The organism is Nitrospira sp. (assembly GCA_016873435.1).
Lineage (GTDB): Bacteria > Nitrospirota > Nitrospiria > Nitrospirales > Nitrospiraceae > VGXF01.
On sequence record VGXF01000001.1, the window covers coordinates 206194 to 223635 of the forward strand.

14 protein-coding genes and 1 tRNA gene are annotated in these 17442 nt (G+C 60.7%); all 15 read right to left on the reverse strand.

Translation table 11 applies throughout. From position 1 onward, the window contains the following. Window positions 1–19: 19 nt before the first annotated feature. The 15 genes from FJ248_01100 to FJ248_01170 all read right to left on the reverse strand — a co-directional run bounded on the left by FJ248_01100 (window position 20) and on the right by FJ248_01170 (window position 17374). On the reverse strand, window positions 20–586 hold the full coding sequence (locus tag FJ248_01100) for a cytochrome c (protein ID MBM4119484.1): 567 nt from the start codon (window positions 584–586) through the stop codon (window positions 20–22). Window positions 587–634: 48 nt separating this feature from the next. Continuing rightward, on the reverse strand, window positions 635–1150 hold the full coding sequence (locus FJ248_01105; protein ID MBM4119485.1) for a carboxypeptidase regulatory-like domain-containing protein: 516 nt from the start codon (window positions 1148–1150) through the stop codon (window positions 635–637). Between the two features lie 202 nt (window positions 1151–1352). Then, window positions 1353–1739 (reverse strand): hypothetical protein, encoded by a 387-nt coding sequence (locus tag FJ248_01110; protein MBM4119486.1) that lies wholly within the window; start codon window positions 1737–1739, stop codon window positions 1353–1355. Window positions 1740–1759: 20 nt separating this feature from the next. Continuing rightward, window positions 1760–2776: an adenosyl-hopene transferase HpnH gene (hpnH, locus tag FJ248_01115; GenBank protein ID MBM4119487.1), complete on the reverse strand. Its 1017-nt coding sequence runs from the start codon at window positions 2774–2776 to the stop codon at window positions 1760–1762. A 361-nt stretch (window positions 2777–3137) separates the two neighbouring features. After that, window positions 3138–3212 (reverse strand) — tRNA-Cys (locus FJ248_01120). A gap of 69 nt (window positions 3213–3281) precedes the next feature. Beyond that, window positions 3282–4487: a flavodoxin-dependent (E)-4-hydroxy-3-methylbut-2-enyl-diphosphate synthase gene (gene ispG, locus FJ248_01125; GenBank protein MBM4119488.1), complete on the reverse strand. Its 1206-nt coding sequence runs from the start codon at window positions 4485–4487 to the stop codon at window positions 3282–3284. A gap of 51 nt (window positions 4488–4538) precedes the next feature. Beyond that, window positions 4539–6530: a 1-deoxy-D-xylulose-5-phosphate synthase gene (gene dxs / locus FJ248_01130; GenBank protein ID MBM4119489.1), complete on the reverse strand. Its 1992-nt coding sequence runs from the start codon at window positions 6528–6530 to the stop codon at window positions 4539–4541. 231 nt (window positions 6531–6761) lie between these two features. Next, entirely contained in the window at window positions 6762–7967 is a 1206-nt protein-coding gene (locus tag FJ248_01135; GenBank protein MBM4119490.1) for a hypothetical protein, read from the reverse strand. 25 nt (window positions 7968–7992) lie between these two features. Next, complete coding sequence (locus tag FJ248_01140) at window positions 7993–8610, reverse strand: ABC transporter substrate-binding protein (protein MBM4119491.1); 618 nt, start codon at window positions 8608–8610, stop codon at window positions 7993–7995. 33 nt (window positions 8611–8643) lie between these two features. Then, complete coding sequence (mlaD, locus tag FJ248_01145; protein MBM4119492.1) at window positions 8644–9087, reverse strand: outer membrane lipid asymmetry maintenance protein MlaD; 444 nt, start codon at window positions 9085–9087, stop codon at window positions 8644–8646. 22 nt (window positions 9088–9109) lie between these two features. Beyond that, window positions 9110–9853, reverse strand: a complete 744-nt coding sequence (locus tag FJ248_01150) for an ABC transporter ATP-binding protein (protein MBM4119493.1) — start codon at window positions 9851–9853, stop codon at window positions 9110–9112. 82 nt (window positions 9854–9935) lie between these two features. Beyond that, window positions 9936–10706, reverse strand: coding sequence for an ABC transporter permease (locus tag FJ248_01155; GenBank protein MBM4119494.1), 771 nt, complete (start codon window positions 10704–10706; stop codon window positions 9936–9938). A 1-nt stretch (window position 10707) separates the two neighbouring features. Further along, window positions 10708–11472, reverse strand: a complete 765-nt coding sequence (locus FJ248_01160) for a hypothetical protein (protein ID MBM4119495.1) — start codon at window positions 11470–11472, stop codon at window positions 10708–10710. Window positions 11473–11502: 30 nt separating this feature from the next. Further along, window positions 11503–13680, reverse strand: coding sequence for a squalene--hopene cyclase (gene shc, locus FJ248_01165; GenBank protein MBM4119496.1), 2178 nt, complete (start codon window positions 13678–13680; stop codon window positions 11503–11505). Between the two features lie 184 nt (window positions 13681–13864). Continuing rightward, window positions 13865–17374 carry a hypothetical protein gene (locus FJ248_01170; protein ID MBM4119497.1) on the reverse strand — a complete coding sequence of 1170 codons (3510 nt, stop codon included), beginning with the start codon at window positions 17372–17374 and terminating at the stop codon, window positions 13865–13867. Between the last annotated feature and the right edge of the window lie 68 nt (window positions 17375–17442).

Here is a 17442-nt window from a genome sequence, read left to right on the forward strand (position 1 = left end):
TCCTCTCCTGCACCTCAACCTACTTCTTTGTGTCCGCAGCCGGGGCTGCGCCCTTCGCATCCTTGGCGTCGGCCGTCGGAGCCGCTCCGGCCTCGTAGTGCACCGGCTCCCACGCCTTCTTGCTCGCATTCCACTGTTGGCCCTTCAGACCAAAACTGCGCTCGAAGGCGACCAGCTTCCACCGGTCCTCTTCGGAAAGCTTACTCTTCCAGGCCTTCATCTTGGTGTTTGGAACACCCTCGGCAACGCGCCAGAACCAAACCGAGTCTGAATAGAGTTTCATACGTTCCGTGACGCGGAAATCGCGCGCGCCCGCCTTGACCGGCTTGCCGTCCTTGCCGTGGCAACTGGCGCAATTCACGTCCGGGTTGGTTTCCCCAATGAACAGCTTGCGGCCCTCTTCCACGATCTTATCGTCAGCCCACCACTCCGCCGGCATATGCTTGTCGGCGTACTCGGCCGGAGGATCGGGCGGCGCCACGATCGGCCCCTCACCCCCGCCTTCGCCCCCGCAGCCTGAGAGGAGCGCGCCGGCCCCAACCACTCCGAAAAACATCACCGTATGAAGCCATGTCTTAGAAGTCATACAATCCACCTTCCCCTTTCTAAACTGATTCTGCTGCTCGCTGAATTGCTACCGATTTTTTCCCTTACCGCCCCTTGGATGCTTTTTACGCTTTCCCATCAGTGCGAAGCCGACGCCCGCTACTACCACCGCACCCGCTCCATAATAAAACCAGGCCGGCGGCTTATCGGATGCCGTTTCGCACCCGGTGCCGAAATTGACTGCCACTTTGCGCTCGCTTTGGATATCCTTGACATCAAACTGCGCCGTGATCCGCTGTTCCACACCCTGGGCGGTGACCAGGATTGGATCGCCTTTGTTGTCGTTGTGGAGGTGTAGCGTGACTTTGTAGTAGCCGCGGTCGTCCGTCAGCACGTTCGCGCCGACCGACACCCGCGTATCTTTGGCCATGACCTGCGTGCCGGCAACCGGCTGGCGATTGTCTCGGCAAACAAACCCCTCGATAGTGAAGCGATGGTCCACCTCATGCGTCGCCCACACTACCGAAGCACTGGCGAACAGCACGCTGAGCAAGCCCGCTGCCAGCTTCCGCGTGATCTGCCCGTATGTCGCGCTTCCTATCACTACGTCTCCCTTATCGATTTAGCATAGCTACCAAATCAAGTCAATGAGCCACGGGACCAAACTGCTCCCGTGAATCGACAGTGCTGTTTCAGGGTTTATGCATTTTGTAGGATCACTGCCCTGCGCGGGACCGCTCCGAAGTCAGCCGTAGGAGCAAGAGACAAATTGGGAGCGGCCAGTACGAGCGAGGAAGGAATGCGCCTTACAAATGTCCGCGTGCCCTGGCTTCAGCCTCAACGCGCTGCGATTCGGCACGCCGATCCGATTCCTTCTTGGTTGCCCAGGCCTCCCAGGATTTTCCCGAAGCCGTATCCTCGCCCGTGAAGGCAATGGCGGTGACATTGGCATAGGAAATTGTCCTAGTTCCACCCGATGAAGGGAACATGTGGAGTACCGGACAGGACCCAGCAGACTCGCGGTTATAGATGTAGCCGACTACTGTTTCGCCCGACACCAGCGTCAGTGTCACGTCGCCACGATAGTCAAAGGCCTGCTCGATTGCCTTGGCGGTTTCCGCAGGGGATGCCGGGCGAAACGTCCGCCCTTCGGGCGACTGGCCGGCCGCCGTGTGGTTTTTGGTGTCGGTCATGAGAGGGGGAGCCCGCCCTACTAGCGCGCGGTCGGAATCAGCGTGAGCTTTGCGGTGCGCGCAAACCCTGACACGGTACCGAACGTATCATTGACGGCCGAGGCTTCATAGCCGCAATGGACCATGCACTCGGCGCACTTTTCATTGTTCCCGGTGCCGTAGTGATCCCACTCCGTTGTATCCATCAACTCGCGGAAGGTCTTCGCGTAGCCGTCCTGCAACAGATAGCAGGGCCGCTGCCAGCCGAACACGTTGTAGGTGGGATTGCCCCAAGGCGTACACGCGTACTCCTTCTTTCCCATTAGGAAGTCCAGAAAAAGCGGCGACTGATTGAACTTCCAACCCCACTTAGGCCGACTAAGGATCTTGGCAAAAAGCTCTCGGGTCCGAGCGCGCTTGAGGAAGTGCTGTTGGTCCGGTGCCTTCTGATAGCTGTAGCCGGGCGAGATCATCATCCCTTCCACGCCCAGATCCATCATCTCGTCGAAAAACTTCCGGACGCGATCCGGGCTGGCATCGTCAAACAGCGTCGTGTTCGTCGTCACGCGATGCCCGCGCTTCAGGGCCTCCTTGATCGCCTTGACGGCAATCTCGTAGACGCCGTCACGGCAGACAGCCAGGTCATGCTCGCTTTTCAACCCGTCCATATGAACGCTGAAGGTTAAATACTTGGACGGCGTAAACTCCTTGAGCTTGCGCTCCAGCAAAATTGCGTTGGTGCAGACGTAGAGATACCTCTTCTGTTTCAGCAACCCCTCAACGATCCGCCCGATTTCCGGATGAATTAGGGGTTCCCCACCGGGAATGGCCACGATCGGCGCCCCGCATTCCTCGGCCGCCGCCCAGCACTGTTCCGGCGACAGGTGTTTGTCGAGCACATAATCTGGATACTGGATCTTCCCACACCCCGCGCAAGCCAGATTGCAGCGGAAGAGCGGCTCCAGCATTAGCACGAGCGGGTAGCGCTTCACGCCCTTCACCTTCTGCGTCAGCACATAGGACGCAACCGTATACATCTGGGACACGGGAACGGCCATGAAACTCCTTGATTGTCGTTGAGGACTGCCCGTTGGGCGGCCCAGCCCTGCTACAGACGGGAGGAATAGTATCACCCGCCTTTTTGATTCGTCAATGAACGGGCGGCGATCCTGCCTCCAACGTAGCCTGAGCGCCTTCTTATTATCGCGCGCTCCCTCGGCTTGACCGCCGCGCGAGCGCGGCACCGCTTCCGGTGCTAGGTTCGTTGGAACAACTGGCGCGGTACTGCCGGCGGGATTGCCACCTGAGTATTTTGTGTCGCGCCCAATACTCGCGTACGATAATAATCCCGAGGCGACACGCTTCGTAGCGCCTCAGTTCCTGGATATCGCAAATGAACACTTGCGCGGGCGCGCGGAGTGGAGGCGCCGGGCGGGTTCGAACCGCCGCATCGCAGTTTTGCAGACTGCTCCCTTACCACTTGGGTACGGCGCCTTCGGCGGGCATTATAACAGAGTTGCGCAGTGAGAATGGAGAGCTCCCGAAGCAGACCGGCGATAATGGCTACCGTTTATTGGGCAGGACGGGAATCTCGCGGCGCGCTGAAGAAGAATCCGGACCCTGCTGCGCCTGCATCCACTCAGTCAGGCCATTGTCATCCTGATGATGCGGTGCCGGCGCGACCTCCCCGCCGGCCTCTTCCGTTTCTTTTTCCTTTGCCATGATCTCGACTTCCGGAATCAGCACGTCCAGCAACTGGTCCATCGGCACCTTGCGAACCAGCTTGCCCTTCTTGAAGAGAATCCCAACGCCCTGACCGCCCGCAATGCCGATGTCGGCTTCCTTGCCTTCGCCAATGCCGTTGACCACACAACCCAGCACCGAGACATTGAGCGGTGCCTTGATATGTGCCAGTTTCTTCTCCAGCTCGTTGGCCATGCGGATCACATCGATTTCGACGCGGCCGCAGGTCGGGCAGGCGATCACGTTGATGCCGCGGTGGCGTAGTTCGAGCGATTTGAGAATTTCGAAGCCGACCTTGACTTCCTCGACCGGATCCGCCGCCAGCGATACGCGTAACGTATCCCCGATGCCCTGCGAAAGTAGCCAGCCTAATCCAATGGCCGACTTCACGGCGCCGGTCATGGCCGTCCCAGCTTCTGTAATGCCGATGTGAAGTGGATAGTCCGACTGCATGGCGAACATCCAATAGGCATCGATCGCGTGCCTGACGTCGGACGCCTTGAGCGATACCTTCATGTTGGTGAAGCCCTCGTCCTCAAGCGCGTGCACCGCATTCAAGGCCGATTCAGCCAGCGCTTCCGGACTCGGCCAACCGTATTTATCCAGCAGCGGACGTTCCAGCGATCCCCCGTTGACGCCGATGCGGAGTGGAATCCCGCGCTCAGTCACCACCTTAATCACTTCCTGCACCTTCCACCAGGCCCCGATGTTACCAGGATTGATGCGGACGCAATCCACGGTCTTGGCCGCTTCCAACGCCAGCTTGTGGTCGAAGTGAATGTCGGCGATCAGCGGCACGGTCATCTGCGCCTTGATCTTGGGCAGTGCCGCCGCGGCTTCCATATCGGGCACGGCCACGCGGATGAGTTCACAGCCGACCGCTTCGAGCTGCTGGATCTGCTCGACAGTCGCCCGCACGTCGCGGGTGTCAGTCGAACACATAGACTGGACGGCGATCGGTGCGTCGCCGCCGATCTTTACCTTCCCAACCTTGACCTGTTTTGTTTTTCGCCGCGTGATCTGCATATCGTTAAACCGTATCGCGTCGTTCGTGAAGCGTGCCGTGTGTGACGAGGTCTAACTTCCCTGCTCGTCTCCGTCCGCGCCCTTCAAGCCAGGAAACGACACGCCCTTGCCGCCTTGCACGGCGCGTAGACGGTTGGACGCTGCCGAAGACACCGCCCCGGGGGCTGTGGTCATACGGGTCCACAGAGCCTTCGCTTCCTTATAGATACCGTCTTCCGTCAAGCCGTACTTTTCACGGAGCATCTCCTGCGGCCCCTGCTCGATGTACCAGTCGGGTAGTCCCAAGAGTTTCGTCGAGATGTTGGTGATGCCCTGCTCGGACAGAGACTCCAACACCGCAGACCCGAACCCGCCCATTGTGGAGCCTTCCTCAACCGTGACCAGACACCGCACACGCCTGGCCAGCGCTCCGATCAAGTCGTGATCTAGGGGCTTGACGAATCGCGCGTTCACCACCGCCACCGACAGCCCCTCTTTCTCCAGCCGCTCGGCCGCATGCACTGCGTGCCACACGGTGACACCGACCGCCACGATGGCGAGATCGGTCCCGTCTTTCAGCAGTTCGCCCTTGCCAATCGGCAGCGTCTTCATCTCCTGGTCCATCGGCACGCCAAGACAGGTCCCACGCGGATAGCGCACAGAGATCGGTCCGTTATGCGTCAGGCTGGTTTTCACCATATGCTGCAATTCGTTTTCGTCTTTTGGCGCCATGACGACCATGTTCGGCACGTGCCGTAGAAAGGCATAGTCGAATGCGCCGTGGTGCGTCGTGCCGTCTTCGGCGACGAGCCCCCCGCGGTCGATCAGAAATGCCACCGGCAGGTTCTGCGTTGCCACGTCGTGCACAACCTGGTCGTAGGCGCGCTGGAGAAACGTCGCGTACATGCACACAGCCGGCCTGATGCCCTGCGTGGCCAGACCCGCGGCAAAGGTGACTGCATGCTGCTCGGCGATGCCGACGTCATAGAGCCGGTCCGGAAATGCTTTTTCGAACGCCGTCAGACCCGTGCCTTCGCACATGGCCGCGGTGATCGCCACAACCTGCTTGTCCTCGCGCGCCATCTTTGTCAGCGCCTCGACTGCATGCGCCGTGTAGCTGAGTCGTGACGGCTTTTTCGCCGGCGCCCCAGTTTCGCGTACAAAGGCCGGGCAGGCATGGAACCAGACGGGGTTCTTTTCCGCCGGCTCGTAACCGAGGCCCTTCTTGGTGATCACGTGCAGCAGGACGGGCCCCTTGAGCTTCTTCACATGGTCGAGAATCGGCAACAGATGCTCGAAGTTGTGTCCGTCGATCGGGCCGACATACTGAAAGCCCAATTCTTCAAACAGCAGCCCCGGCAGAATCATGCCCTTGGCCAATTCCTCGGCACGATACACCATCTTCTGCACGTCCCGACCGATGTGGGGGATTGCCTGAAGCAAATGCCGCGCCTCTTCCTTGATCTTGGTGTAGAACTCACCGGTAAAAGTGCGGTTGAGATAGGCTGAAATGGCGCCGACGTTCTTCGAAATCGACATCTGGTTGTCGTTGAGAATCACCAGGAAGTCGCGCTTGGAACCGCCTGCGTGGTGCATGCCCTCAAGCGTCATGCCGGAGGTCATCGCACCGTCGCCGACCACGCAGACGACCTTATGGTGCTCATTCTTCTGGTCGCGCGCCTCGGCCATGCCGAAGGCGGCCGATACGCCAGTGCCCGCATGGCCCGCGTTGAACGTGTCATAGCCGCTCTCTTCGCGCTTGCAGAATCCGCTCAACCCGCCCGACTGGCGGAGCGTGCGAAATTGCTCGCGGCGACCGGTCAACAGTTTGTGAGTGTAGGCCTGGTTGCTGGTATCCCAAACGATCCGGTCTTCGGGCGCCTCGAACACGTAGTGCATCGCCACCGTCAATTCGACGACGCCGAGATTCGAGGCGAGATGCCCGCCGACGCTGGAGACGGCGGAGATAATCTCCTCGCGAATTTCCTGGCACAGGGCCGGAAACTCCCCGGGGGTCATCCGCTTCAGGTCGGACGGACCGTTGATCTTCTTAAGCGATGACATCACCAGACTCCTTTAGTCCCGCGACACGTGGGGGGGGGATCATTAATGGTAAGGACACACCGGAAGCGTGCCCAGGACCTGCGTGTAGCGGTCGTTTTGAGAAATTTGTAGAGACAATTTGTCACAGAAATCCTTTTTCTGTCAAGGCCTTAGGCTTTTCGAGCCTTAGAGGGCACGGTCAAAACCGATAGGTGACAGTTGAAAAACCTCATCACCCCGCATGACGACACACTAAAAAGGATAATCCAGCCCCGCGAACACCGCCCCACCCTCCTTGCTGTACCCCCAGTCAATTCGGCCGACCGTACCGGGACGGACGATGCCCCGGAACCCGATCCCCGGCGTCACCTCATAGTCCTTGAGCAGACGCTTGTGGAACGTATTGAACGTCTTGCCCATGTCTACGAATGGCGCCACTTCGAACTCAGCCATGACGTTCGTTACCCGCGCGCGCATGATGTGAATGCGCTGTTCAATGTTGAGCACGGCCAGGTGATTGTCAATGAACCGGTCCGTGCCGTACCCGCGCAGATTGTTCTGGCCGCCGAGCGAACTCCGTTCGTAAAACGGCACCTGGAAGCCGTGTGTCGTCTGAAAATCAGCCCGCACGACCAAAATCATTTTTTTCGTTTCGCTCGGGAACAGTTTCTTGATCTCCAGCTCGGTCCGGGTGTACACCGGATGCGTCCCATTGCGAAAATTCTGGTTCAACTCGGCAAAGCCGGTGACCTGCGTCCCGACGGTCGGCGATATGAGGTTGTCCCGCGTATCGTAGTGAAAGGTCATCCGGTGCCCGTAGATGGCCGCCCCCTGCATCCCGTCGACGTTGGCGAAGCGCTCCATCGAGTAGGGCAGTTCCGTGGCGCCGCCCCGCTGGATACGGACCTCTCGATAACGTTGCCCAATGGCCACCTGCGTGACTTCGTTTAGGTACGCGCCGAACTTCCAGTTGGCGCGGACTTCGCGCGCCGTATAGTTGGTCTCGTTCTCATCGACCGTCTGCTGGCTGATGCCAAAAAAACGGGACGTCGCATTCTTAAAAAATGACCCGCCGAAGGCCAGGGCGTACCGCCCGTCGCTCAGCGCCGGATCTAGGTAACTGTAGACCAGTTTGCGTTCGATCCGCTCTGTGAGCGAGGCCTGAAACCGCGTCTGCCGCCCACCATCGTCGTATTTGAACAGATTGTAGGTGCCGCGCACGCCCACGATTGAATTGCGGATGAGCATCGGGGCATGAATGTATTTGAGCTCCCCGCTCTCGTCCGCCACCAGGATCGGTACGATCAGTCCGGCGTCGTTGCCATCGTTACGCGTGGTGGACGCGGTGGGAACAGGAAAATAGGAGGTGTCGGCCCGCGCCGTCTCGGCGGACCACGGCGCGGTGGCCACCAGCACGGCCACCAGAATCAGGGCCCGCCCGAACATCACGCTTGCCATGAAAGGGAACGTCCGTACGGATGCGTTACGGCTTGTCCGCTTTGATCTTCACGAACTGATCAGACTTCTCGCGGAGCTTCTTGACGAGATCGTCGTAGCCGGACGTGCGGATGATCTTCTCAAACTGGCTGCGATAGTTCTTCACGAGGCTGATGCCGTCGACCACCACATCATAAATGCGCCAGTCGCCGGATTTGTTGAGCAGACGGTAGTCCAGGGGGATGTCCGCCTTGCCCGAGGAAACCCTGGTGCGAACCTCGGCGTAGTCCGCTTCCTTGCGCTCATTGAGATAGTGAACCTGCTCGCCTGAGTAGCCCTCGATCCGGTCAGCATAGGAATTCGTCAGCAGCTGCCTGAACAGATCCGCAAATTCTGTCCGTTGCTGTTCGTCCAGCTTGGCCCACTGCGCCCCCAGCGCCCGCTTTGCCATGTCCTCGTAGCTGAACCGCTCGCTGATAATCTTCTCCATCTGCCGGTGCCGTTCCGCCACCCGATCGGGCTTCTTCAGCGCCTCGTCGGACAGCACTTGAATCAGCGTGTCGATGCTGCGCTTGATGGCCTCCGTCGCTGTCTCACCCGACCAGACCGCCCCTGGCCACGCCAACGCGCATCCGATGATCATACTCACGATGAATCGCTTCATGGTCCGCCTTCCTTACGCTTACCCTTCTTAGGATTACTTCACCTTGCCATGCACGTACTGACTAACCAGTTCCTCCAGATCCAGCCCAGACTCCGTGTCACGGATCCGCCCGCCCGGCTTCAACTCGGACCCGCCGCCACCCAACGACAACGATACGAATTTCTCCCCGATGATCCCCCGTGTCTTGACCGACGCAATCGTATCGTCATAGAGCGTGATACCTTGGTTGACCGCGAAGGTCGCCACCGCGCGGTCCTGCTTGAGCCGAATCGACTGCACCCGCCCGACCTCCACACCGGCGATTTCAATCGTCGCGCCCGGCCGCAGACCGGACACCGTGTCGAATTCGGCTTCGATGTGGTAACGGTCCCCGCCGATCACCTCGAGCTTGCCGAGCTTGATCGACAGGTAGCCGAGGCACCCGATGCCGATTAGCACGAAGACACCGACCACCAGTTCGAGTTTGGCTTTTTCCATGTTTATCCTCAGACTCCGTCCGTTAACGTTTCGAGGGCACCGTCCCGCCGACGGTGATGAATTCTTGAATTGAGGCATTGTCGATGCGCTGGAACTCGGCCGAAGGGGCCATTGCGGCGATCCGCCCCTGCTCCAGCATCGCCACCCAATCGGAAATGCCAAAGATCTCCGGAATCTCATGGCTGACCATGATCGCCGTGAAGCCGAACATCCGGTGCATCGCCAGGATCAGCTCGTGAATCGTGTTCGCCATGAGCGGATCGAGCCCGGTGGTAGGCTCATCAAACAGGATGATTTCCGGCTCCATTACCAGCGCACGCGCTAAGCCCGCCCGTTTCTTCATGCCGCCGGAGAGTTCCGCTGGAAACTTGTGTCCCATGCCCGCCAGCCCCACCTGATCGAGCTTTTCTTCCACACGCCGCGCGACCTCCGGCTCCGGCGCCCGCAGCTTCTCGCGAAGCGGAAATGCCACGTTGTCGAAGACGCTCAACGAATCAAAGAGCGCGGCCCCCTGGAAGAGCATCGCGAAGCGCTTCCGCACATCATTGAGCGCCTTGCTATGCAGCCGGGAGATTTCCGTGCCTTCCACCCACACTTCGCCGCGATCCGGCTGCAGCAGGCCAATCATGTGCTTGAGCAGCACGCTCTTGCCCTCGCCGCTGCGGCCGATGATCGTCGTGAGCTTCCCCTTAGGAATCTCCAGCGTCACGCCGCGCAGCACGGGCTGTTTGCCGAACGTCTTGTGGACATTGACCAGCTTGATCATAAATCGCCCCCGGTCAGAGTGCGCCTGCGGGGTCCGACATTTTCTTTCCAAAACTCAACCGCACCCCTGGCCTCACCCGTCCTCACAAGAGCACCGACGTCAGGAAATAATCCCACACGAGAATCAACACCGAGGACAGCACCACCGCCCGCGTGGTCGCCGTACCCAGCCCCTCCGCGCTCATCTCCGTGTAATAGCCCTTGTAGCAGCAGACCCAGCTCAAGATGAGCCCGAAGCTGATCGATTTCCAGATGCCGCCGTAGACGTCCTTCCATTCCACCGCCGTCTCAACGGAATTCCAGTATACCCCCGCGTTGACACCAAGCAGATCCACGCCTACCACGTAACCACCGTAGATGCCGACGACGTCGAAGAGCGCCACTAACAGCGGCACGCCGATCAGGCTGGCCAGGATCTTGGGTGCGATCAGATACTGCAGCGGATTGACCGCCATCGTATCCAGCGCATCGATCTGCTCGGTGATACGCATGATGCCAATCTCGGCCGTCATGGCCGAGCCTGCCCGCGCCGTTACCATCAGCGCCGCCAGCACCGGCCCCAATTCACGGATGATACTCAATGCCACCGCCGTACCCAGTGCCGCATCCGAACCGTATTTTCTCAGCGTGTAATAACCCTGGAGCCCCAGCACCATGCCGGTGAACACCGCGGTCAGCACGATGACGAAGGTGGATTTGAAACCGATGAAATGCAGCTGCCTGACGGCCTGAAAAAACCGGAACGGCGGGCGCGTCATCCAGCCGAACGTCGAGAGCAGAAACAGAAGCATTCGCCCCATTTCCTGAATGATGGCAAGCCCCGTGGCGCCCAGTCGTTGAATCACCGTTGTCACATCAACCCTTCCCGCTCTCCGACAGCTCGTCAAGCCACCGGGAATAAAACAGGCTCATCGCCTCTGTCGCCGCGTGCATCTGCCTCCGCAACCGCCACAACCCCGCCAAGCACGATGGGTTGGCGACGCAGGCGACCACACCGGTGAGCCGGTCGGCCGGCCGTGTGAACAGATTTAAGTCCACCGGCAGGCTTTCGTCCCGCAGATCGGAGACGTGCCGCACGATCGCAAACGGAATCGCCAGCCCGGCCGCCCCCGCCCCCAGCATCGCGCTTTCCATGTCCACGGCGATGGCGCCCGTCCGTTCCGCCACTGCCTGCTTTTCCGCTGCATGCCACAAGATACGCAGCGACGTCACGAACGAGCCGATGTGCGTCGGCATTGCCATACGCGCCGCCGTTTGCTGCACCGACGTCACGGCTTCGCTCGAGCAGGTGTGACGCATGCGCTCGCACGCGGCGCGGTCGTCCGCTTCGATCCGGACATCCGTCCCGATCAGGAGCTCGCCGATCCGAGCCGGCGTCAGTGCCCCCGCCAAACCAGCCGAGACAACCAGCCCGATCTCATACTTCTGCAACACCGAATGGCAGGCGGCGGCCGCCTTGTCGAGCCCCACGCCGGTCTGCACCAGCACAATCTCCTGACGGCCCCGACGTCCCAGCCAACAGCGCGTGCCGTCATGGTCATTCCGCCGAACATCGTCCAGCACCCGCCTGATCGCGGCACACTCCCACCGCGTCGCTGTAAAAATTCCGACCTGCTTCATGCAGTGCACGGACGTTGGCGGGAGGCGGGCTCAGAGTCTAGGCCCAAACGTGCCCGCTGCGCGCACGGCCTGCCGCAATTCGTCCGCCCGCGTGGTCCCGCGCGCCCGAATATTCCGATACATCGACAGCGCCCACAACGGGAAATACTGGCAGTACCAGTGGTAGCGGAGATAGAACACTCGCGGGAAGCCGGTGCCCGTGTGCTGAATCTCCTTCCACGAGCCATCCTCCCGTTGATGGCGCAGCAGATAATTGATCCCGCGGACCACGCTGATGGAATCCGCCACGCCCGCCGACAGCATCGACAGGAGCGCCCAGGCCGTCTGCGACGGCGTGCTCTCGCCGCGGCCAGCCAGGCTCTGATCAGCATAGGAGAGGCATGACTCACCCCAGCCACCGTCGGGATTCTGCTTCAACTCCAGCCATTGCACGGCGCGGCGAACGTAGGGCGAGGACATGTCCTCGCCGATTCCCCGCAAACCGGCCAGCACCGACCAGGTGCCATAGATATAATTCACGCCCCAGCGCCCGTACCAGCTGCCGTCCGCCTCCTGTTTCTTCTTGATGAACGCCAGCGCCTTTTTTGCGGCCGGATGCGTGCGGTCATAGCCCAGCACGCCCAGCATTTCCAGGCAGCGCCCGGCCAAATCCTCCGTCGGCGGATCGAGCAGCGCTCGGTGGTCGGCAAAGGGGATGACGTTGAAGATCATGTGATTGTTGTCCACATCGTAGGCGCCCCAGCCGCCCTCGGCGCTCTGCATAGCGAGCACCCACCGGTAGCCGCGGCGGAGGGACTCCACCTGCGCCTCCCGGTTGGTCATCTTGAGCTTGGCCAACGCCATGATCACGACGGCCGAGTCGTCCACGTCCGGAAAGCGTTCGTTCTCGAACTGAAAATACCAGCCGCCAGGCTCGGCGTCCGGAGCGGAGGATTCCTTCCAGTCGCCGTCCGTCGTCGTCTGCTTGGAGATCATCCATTCGCCGGCTTTGAGTAGCGCGGGATGGGTCTGCGGTAGCCCCGATTCGATCAGCGCGTTCACAGACAGCGACGTGTCCCAGATCGGTGAGAAGCAGGGCTGCAGATGCAGCGTCTCGATCTGCACCTTTCCTTCACGAACCGTTTCATAGACTTCGAGATCCTCGATTTCATTAAGCGCCTTGGCTAGTAGCGGATGGTCCGCGCTGTAGCCCAGACAATGCAGCGCCATGGCGGAATTCGCCATGGCCGGATAGATGGCGCCGAGCCCCCCGCTGCCGCGCATGTGGTCCAGCATCCAGACGATCGCCTTCTGGACCGCTGTCTCACGGAACGCCTGGTAGCGCAGCCGCTCGTAGAACTTGAGCACCTTGTCGAGCGAGATAAAGAAATTCTTCCACGTGAACCAGGCCGCGTCCTTCCGGAACGGTGGCACGCGGTCATAGCACACCTTTTCGCGCGGGATAGCGTAGAGCTCCGCAATGCCCTGTTCCTCAGGAATCCGGCAGACCGGCCGGTGCGCAAAGATCACCAGCAGGGGGATCAGCACCACCCGCGTCCAGTAGGACACTTGGTAGAGGCTAAAATAAAACTTTTTGGGCAGCAGCATGATCTCGGGCGGCATACTGGGGACACCACGCCAATCATACTGATCGAACAGTGCCAGAGTGATCTTGGTGAAGACGTTGGCTTCCGTCACCCCACCCTTAGCCAGAATGCCGTCGCGCGCGCGCAGCATGAAGGCTTCTGCCGGCGAGACGCCCGAAAGCTTCAACGCGAAGTAGGCCTTCACGGAGGCGCTGATTTCTGACGGCCCGCCCGAATAGATCGGCCAGCCGCCGTCCTGTAACTGCGTGGCTTTGAGATAGCGAACCGCTTTTCGTTCGCGCTCCGGATCCGAGACGTTGAGGAATCGGCGGAGCATGAGGTATTCCGACGTGAGCGTCGTGTCCGCCTCGAGTTCGGCGACCCAGAAACCCTCTACCGGATGCTGGCGATCCAGAATCCACCGTTGGCTACGACGAATGGCCTCGTCCACCGCCTCGTGCGAAGCCGCGTGAGCCATCCGCCGCATGGACGTGTCAGGCGGATGCACGGGATGCGGATTGTGTGAGACGATCTTTAGGACGGCCTTCGGCGCATAGGCCTCGACCCTTTCCCGGACTGTGTCGGGAACGGAGGCAAAGAAACGATCCGAAAGCCGCGCAAGTAAGCGCTTCCACTGCTGCATTGGGATCCCTTGGAAATCCTGACGCCGCGGGGCACCCATGGACAGAAACAGCGCCCGCCTTTAGCCGGAACGCAGGCACCCGCCAGGAATTTATTACTTACAGGGCAGGTTTATAACAAAGGCGTTACCGGCAGTCAAGGAATAGCAGGCACAACCCGTTGAAGTGTTTCGGGTTTCGGTCAGTTTACGCAGGCTGAAGGTCGGCGAGCTTGACCGAAATGGTTTTGGATACGCCCGGCTCTTCCATGGTGACCCCGAACAGCGAATCGGCCACCGCCATTGTGCGCTTGTTGTGGGTGATGACGAGAAACTGCGCATCGGCCGCTAGCTCGCGGAGCACGGTCGTGAACCGGCCGATATTTTCCTCGTCCAGCGGCGCATCGATTTCGTCCAGAATGCAGAAGGGTGTGGGCCGGATCAGGAAGCTGGCGAAGATCAGCGCCATGGCGGTCAGTGTCTTCTCGCCGCCCGAGAGCATTGTGAGCCCCTTGAGCCGCTTACCCGGCGGCTGCGCGGCGATGTCCACCCCCTGTTCCTCGTCCTTCGGTTTACCTGTTTCGGGATCGAGTTCCGGCTCGACCATCACCAGTTCAGCCCGGCCGCCCGGGAACAGGCGCCCGAACACTTCCCCGAACTTGGTCTGCAACTGATTGAACGTGTCGTCGAACATCTGTTTCGTGGTGCGGTTGATCTTCACAATGATTTCCTTCAGCGACTGCACGGACTGTGACAGATCAGCTTCCTGCGTCGTGAGAAATTTGTACCGTTCCTCTAGCTCGCGGTGCTCCTCAATCGAGGCCAGATTGATCGGTCCCATTCGTTCCAATCGTGTCCGGATCTTCTGTAACTCCTCGCGGAGCGAAGCCATGGCCGCCGCCTTCTCGTCGTTCGTCGGTGCCGCAGCCTGCTCCGGCTCGCGTCCCTGTGCATCCTCAACAGACACCTGATAGGTGCCGGTCAATGTCCCCTCAACCGTCGCCAACTGTGTGCGGATTTCCGCGCGGCGGACCTCGACGCCCACGCGGGCTTCGCGGCTGGCTGTCAGCGCCTGTCGCGCGACATCAAGCTGCTGTTCAATCTGCCGCGCCACCTGCTGGTCCAGCGCGTGCGTCTCCTGCGCCTTGACCAGGTCCTGCCTCAAGGCCGCCACATGCATGTTCAATTCTTGGAACAAGGCCTCGTGCGTCGCGCGCTCGGAGTGACTAACCGTGATAGACGTGCCCAGCGACGCCAGCTGGTCCTGGAGCGATTGCCGGCGCGCCTGGCCATCCTGCTGCGCCTGTTGCAGCCTCGCCATATCGGTCCGGACATGCTCACAACGGACCCGCACGCCCTCTGCCGCCACACGCGCTTCCGTCAGCATTCGCTGCACAGCCAGATACTCACCTTCCATTGTCTTTAAGATGTTGTCCAGTTCGGCAAGGCTCGCCTCCCGCGCCTCGCGTTCTTTCACGAGCGATGCCATGCGGGCCTGCTCGGCTTCGCCGATTTGCACTTCCAACTGTTGCCGCTGGACAATGAGCACTTCCCGCTCAGACGTTAATTGAGCAATCGAGGCAGCCTGCTGCTCCCTGGCGTGCACCAACTTGGCCTGCTGCTGCTCCAGTTCCTGAATTTCGCGGCGGCGCTGCAACAGCCCGCCGGTGGTGCCGCCGGTCATCACGCCGGCCGCATCCAGCACGTCCCCGTCAAGCGTCACAAAGGTGGGGCCGTCCGGCGCCGTCCAGTTACCGGCTTCCCACAAGGCCACGGCGCGCTCCAAGGATTCCACCACCACAACGCCATCGAACAGAGTGGCGCAGATGTCCTGCGAATGAGTCGTCGCCTTGACGAGCTCAGCGGCCAGCCCCAGCACGCCCACCTGCCCCTTGAGGCCATCCCACCAGGCCTGCGCCCGACCACTCATCGACCAGCGGGGATTGACCGGCACAAACGTTCCGCGTCCAAGCCCTTGCTGTTTCAAGAACGCGATGGCCTGCCGCGCATCAGCGGGCCGCTCCACCATCCACGCGCGTAACCGTTCGCCCAGCGCCGCCTCCATGGCGCGCTCGAATCGCGCAGGCACCTCCAGCCATTCGGCCACGGCATCCTTCACACCGGCGCAGGACTTGCGCAGCGAGGCCACGCTGGCATCGCCCTCACGGCCATAGCCCATCTCCTCGCGCACGACGCTCGACAGCGCCTGCGTCCGCGATTCGACGGAGGCTAGTTGCTCCTGCTGTTTGTGCCGCTGCTGCTCAGCCTCTCGCATCTGCCCGTCGAGCTGGCGCAGGCGCTGTTCGGCTGCGTCCCGCTCCTGCTTTAACTTGACGACACGCTGCTCTGCCTGCTGCCGTTGCGCAAAACAATTTTCGATCCGGGCCTTGGCCTCGCCCGACAGAGCCTTGGGCGCGAGCGACGCGCCCGACAGATCGCCTTCGGGCAGAGCAAGCGACAGCAAGCTGCGGCGCGACTGCTCTGCCTGATCGAGCGTGGCGGCACGACGCTCGGACGCCGCCTGCGCCAGCCGTTCCTGCTCGGCCAGTTTCTCAGTGCCTGCCGATAATTCGGCCTCGGCTCGCGTGAGCCGCTCACGGCAGTCCACCAAATTCGCCGCCGCCCGTTCCCGTTCGGCATCCAACCGGGCAATTTGCTCCTTTGCCTGTTCCCGCTGTTGCTCGAACAGCTCGGCACGGCTCCGTTCGACTTCAACCGTGCGCAGGGCCTGGGCCTGCTGCTGTTCAATTCGACCGACATCCTCCCGACGGCGCATGAGCGCATCGTCGCCGTGCGTTAGGCGAACGCGGACTTCTTCGAGTTGCATCACGAAGCGGCCCTGCTCGGCTGCCTGGGCGGACTCCCGTTCAGCCAGTACGGCGAGCTCGGATTCGACGGCTTGGTTCCGTTCCGTGAGCCCGCGATGTTCGTGAACCAGCAAACGGATCTCCAGCGTCCTCGCCTCGTCCTGCAATACCTGATACTGCTTGGCCTGCCTCGCCTGGCGATCCAGCGCGTTGAGCCGCTGCCTCACCTCCGCGACAATGTCCTTCACGCGGCTGAGATTCTGCGTGGTCGACTCCATCTTGCGGAGCGCCTCAGCCTTTTGCTTTTTGTACCGAACGATGCCGGCCGTCTCCTCGATCAGTTCGCGACGCTGCAACGGCGAGGCGTTGAGAATCTCCTCGATCCGCCCCTGCTCGATGACCGTGTGCCCTTTTGTGCCCGCGATCGTGTCCATCAGCAAGCTGCGGACGTCTTTCAGACGGCAGGGGACTTTATTGATGAGATATTCACTATCGCCGTTGCGATAGAGGCGACGCGCGACCATGATTTCGTGGTAGTTGCCGAATTCGGCTGGTAGTAGCGGCGACTCGCCCGGCTGAGGCTCCGTGAGACCGCTCATCACCAACGCTACTTCCGCCATACCGAGCGGCTTGCGCGTTTCGGTACCGTTGAAGATGACGTCCTCCATCTTCTCGCAGCGCAGGGCGGATTTTGGACTCTGCTCCCCCAGTACCCAGAGGATTGCGTCGACGATATTGCTTTTACCGGTGCCGTTGGGGCCCACAATGGCGGTGACGCCAGTGGGGAAATTGATCCTGGCTTCCGCGAAGGATTTAAACCCGGTCAGCTCCAAGGTCTTGAGATACATGCACTCCTCGTCTGATGTTCGCAGCGATGGCGCGGAGCACAAAAATTTGACGCGTTGTAGCATGGCTTGCGGGCAAAAGCAAAGAGAAAATACAGGATACTGTGGGGAACCTGTGGACGACCTACCAGATG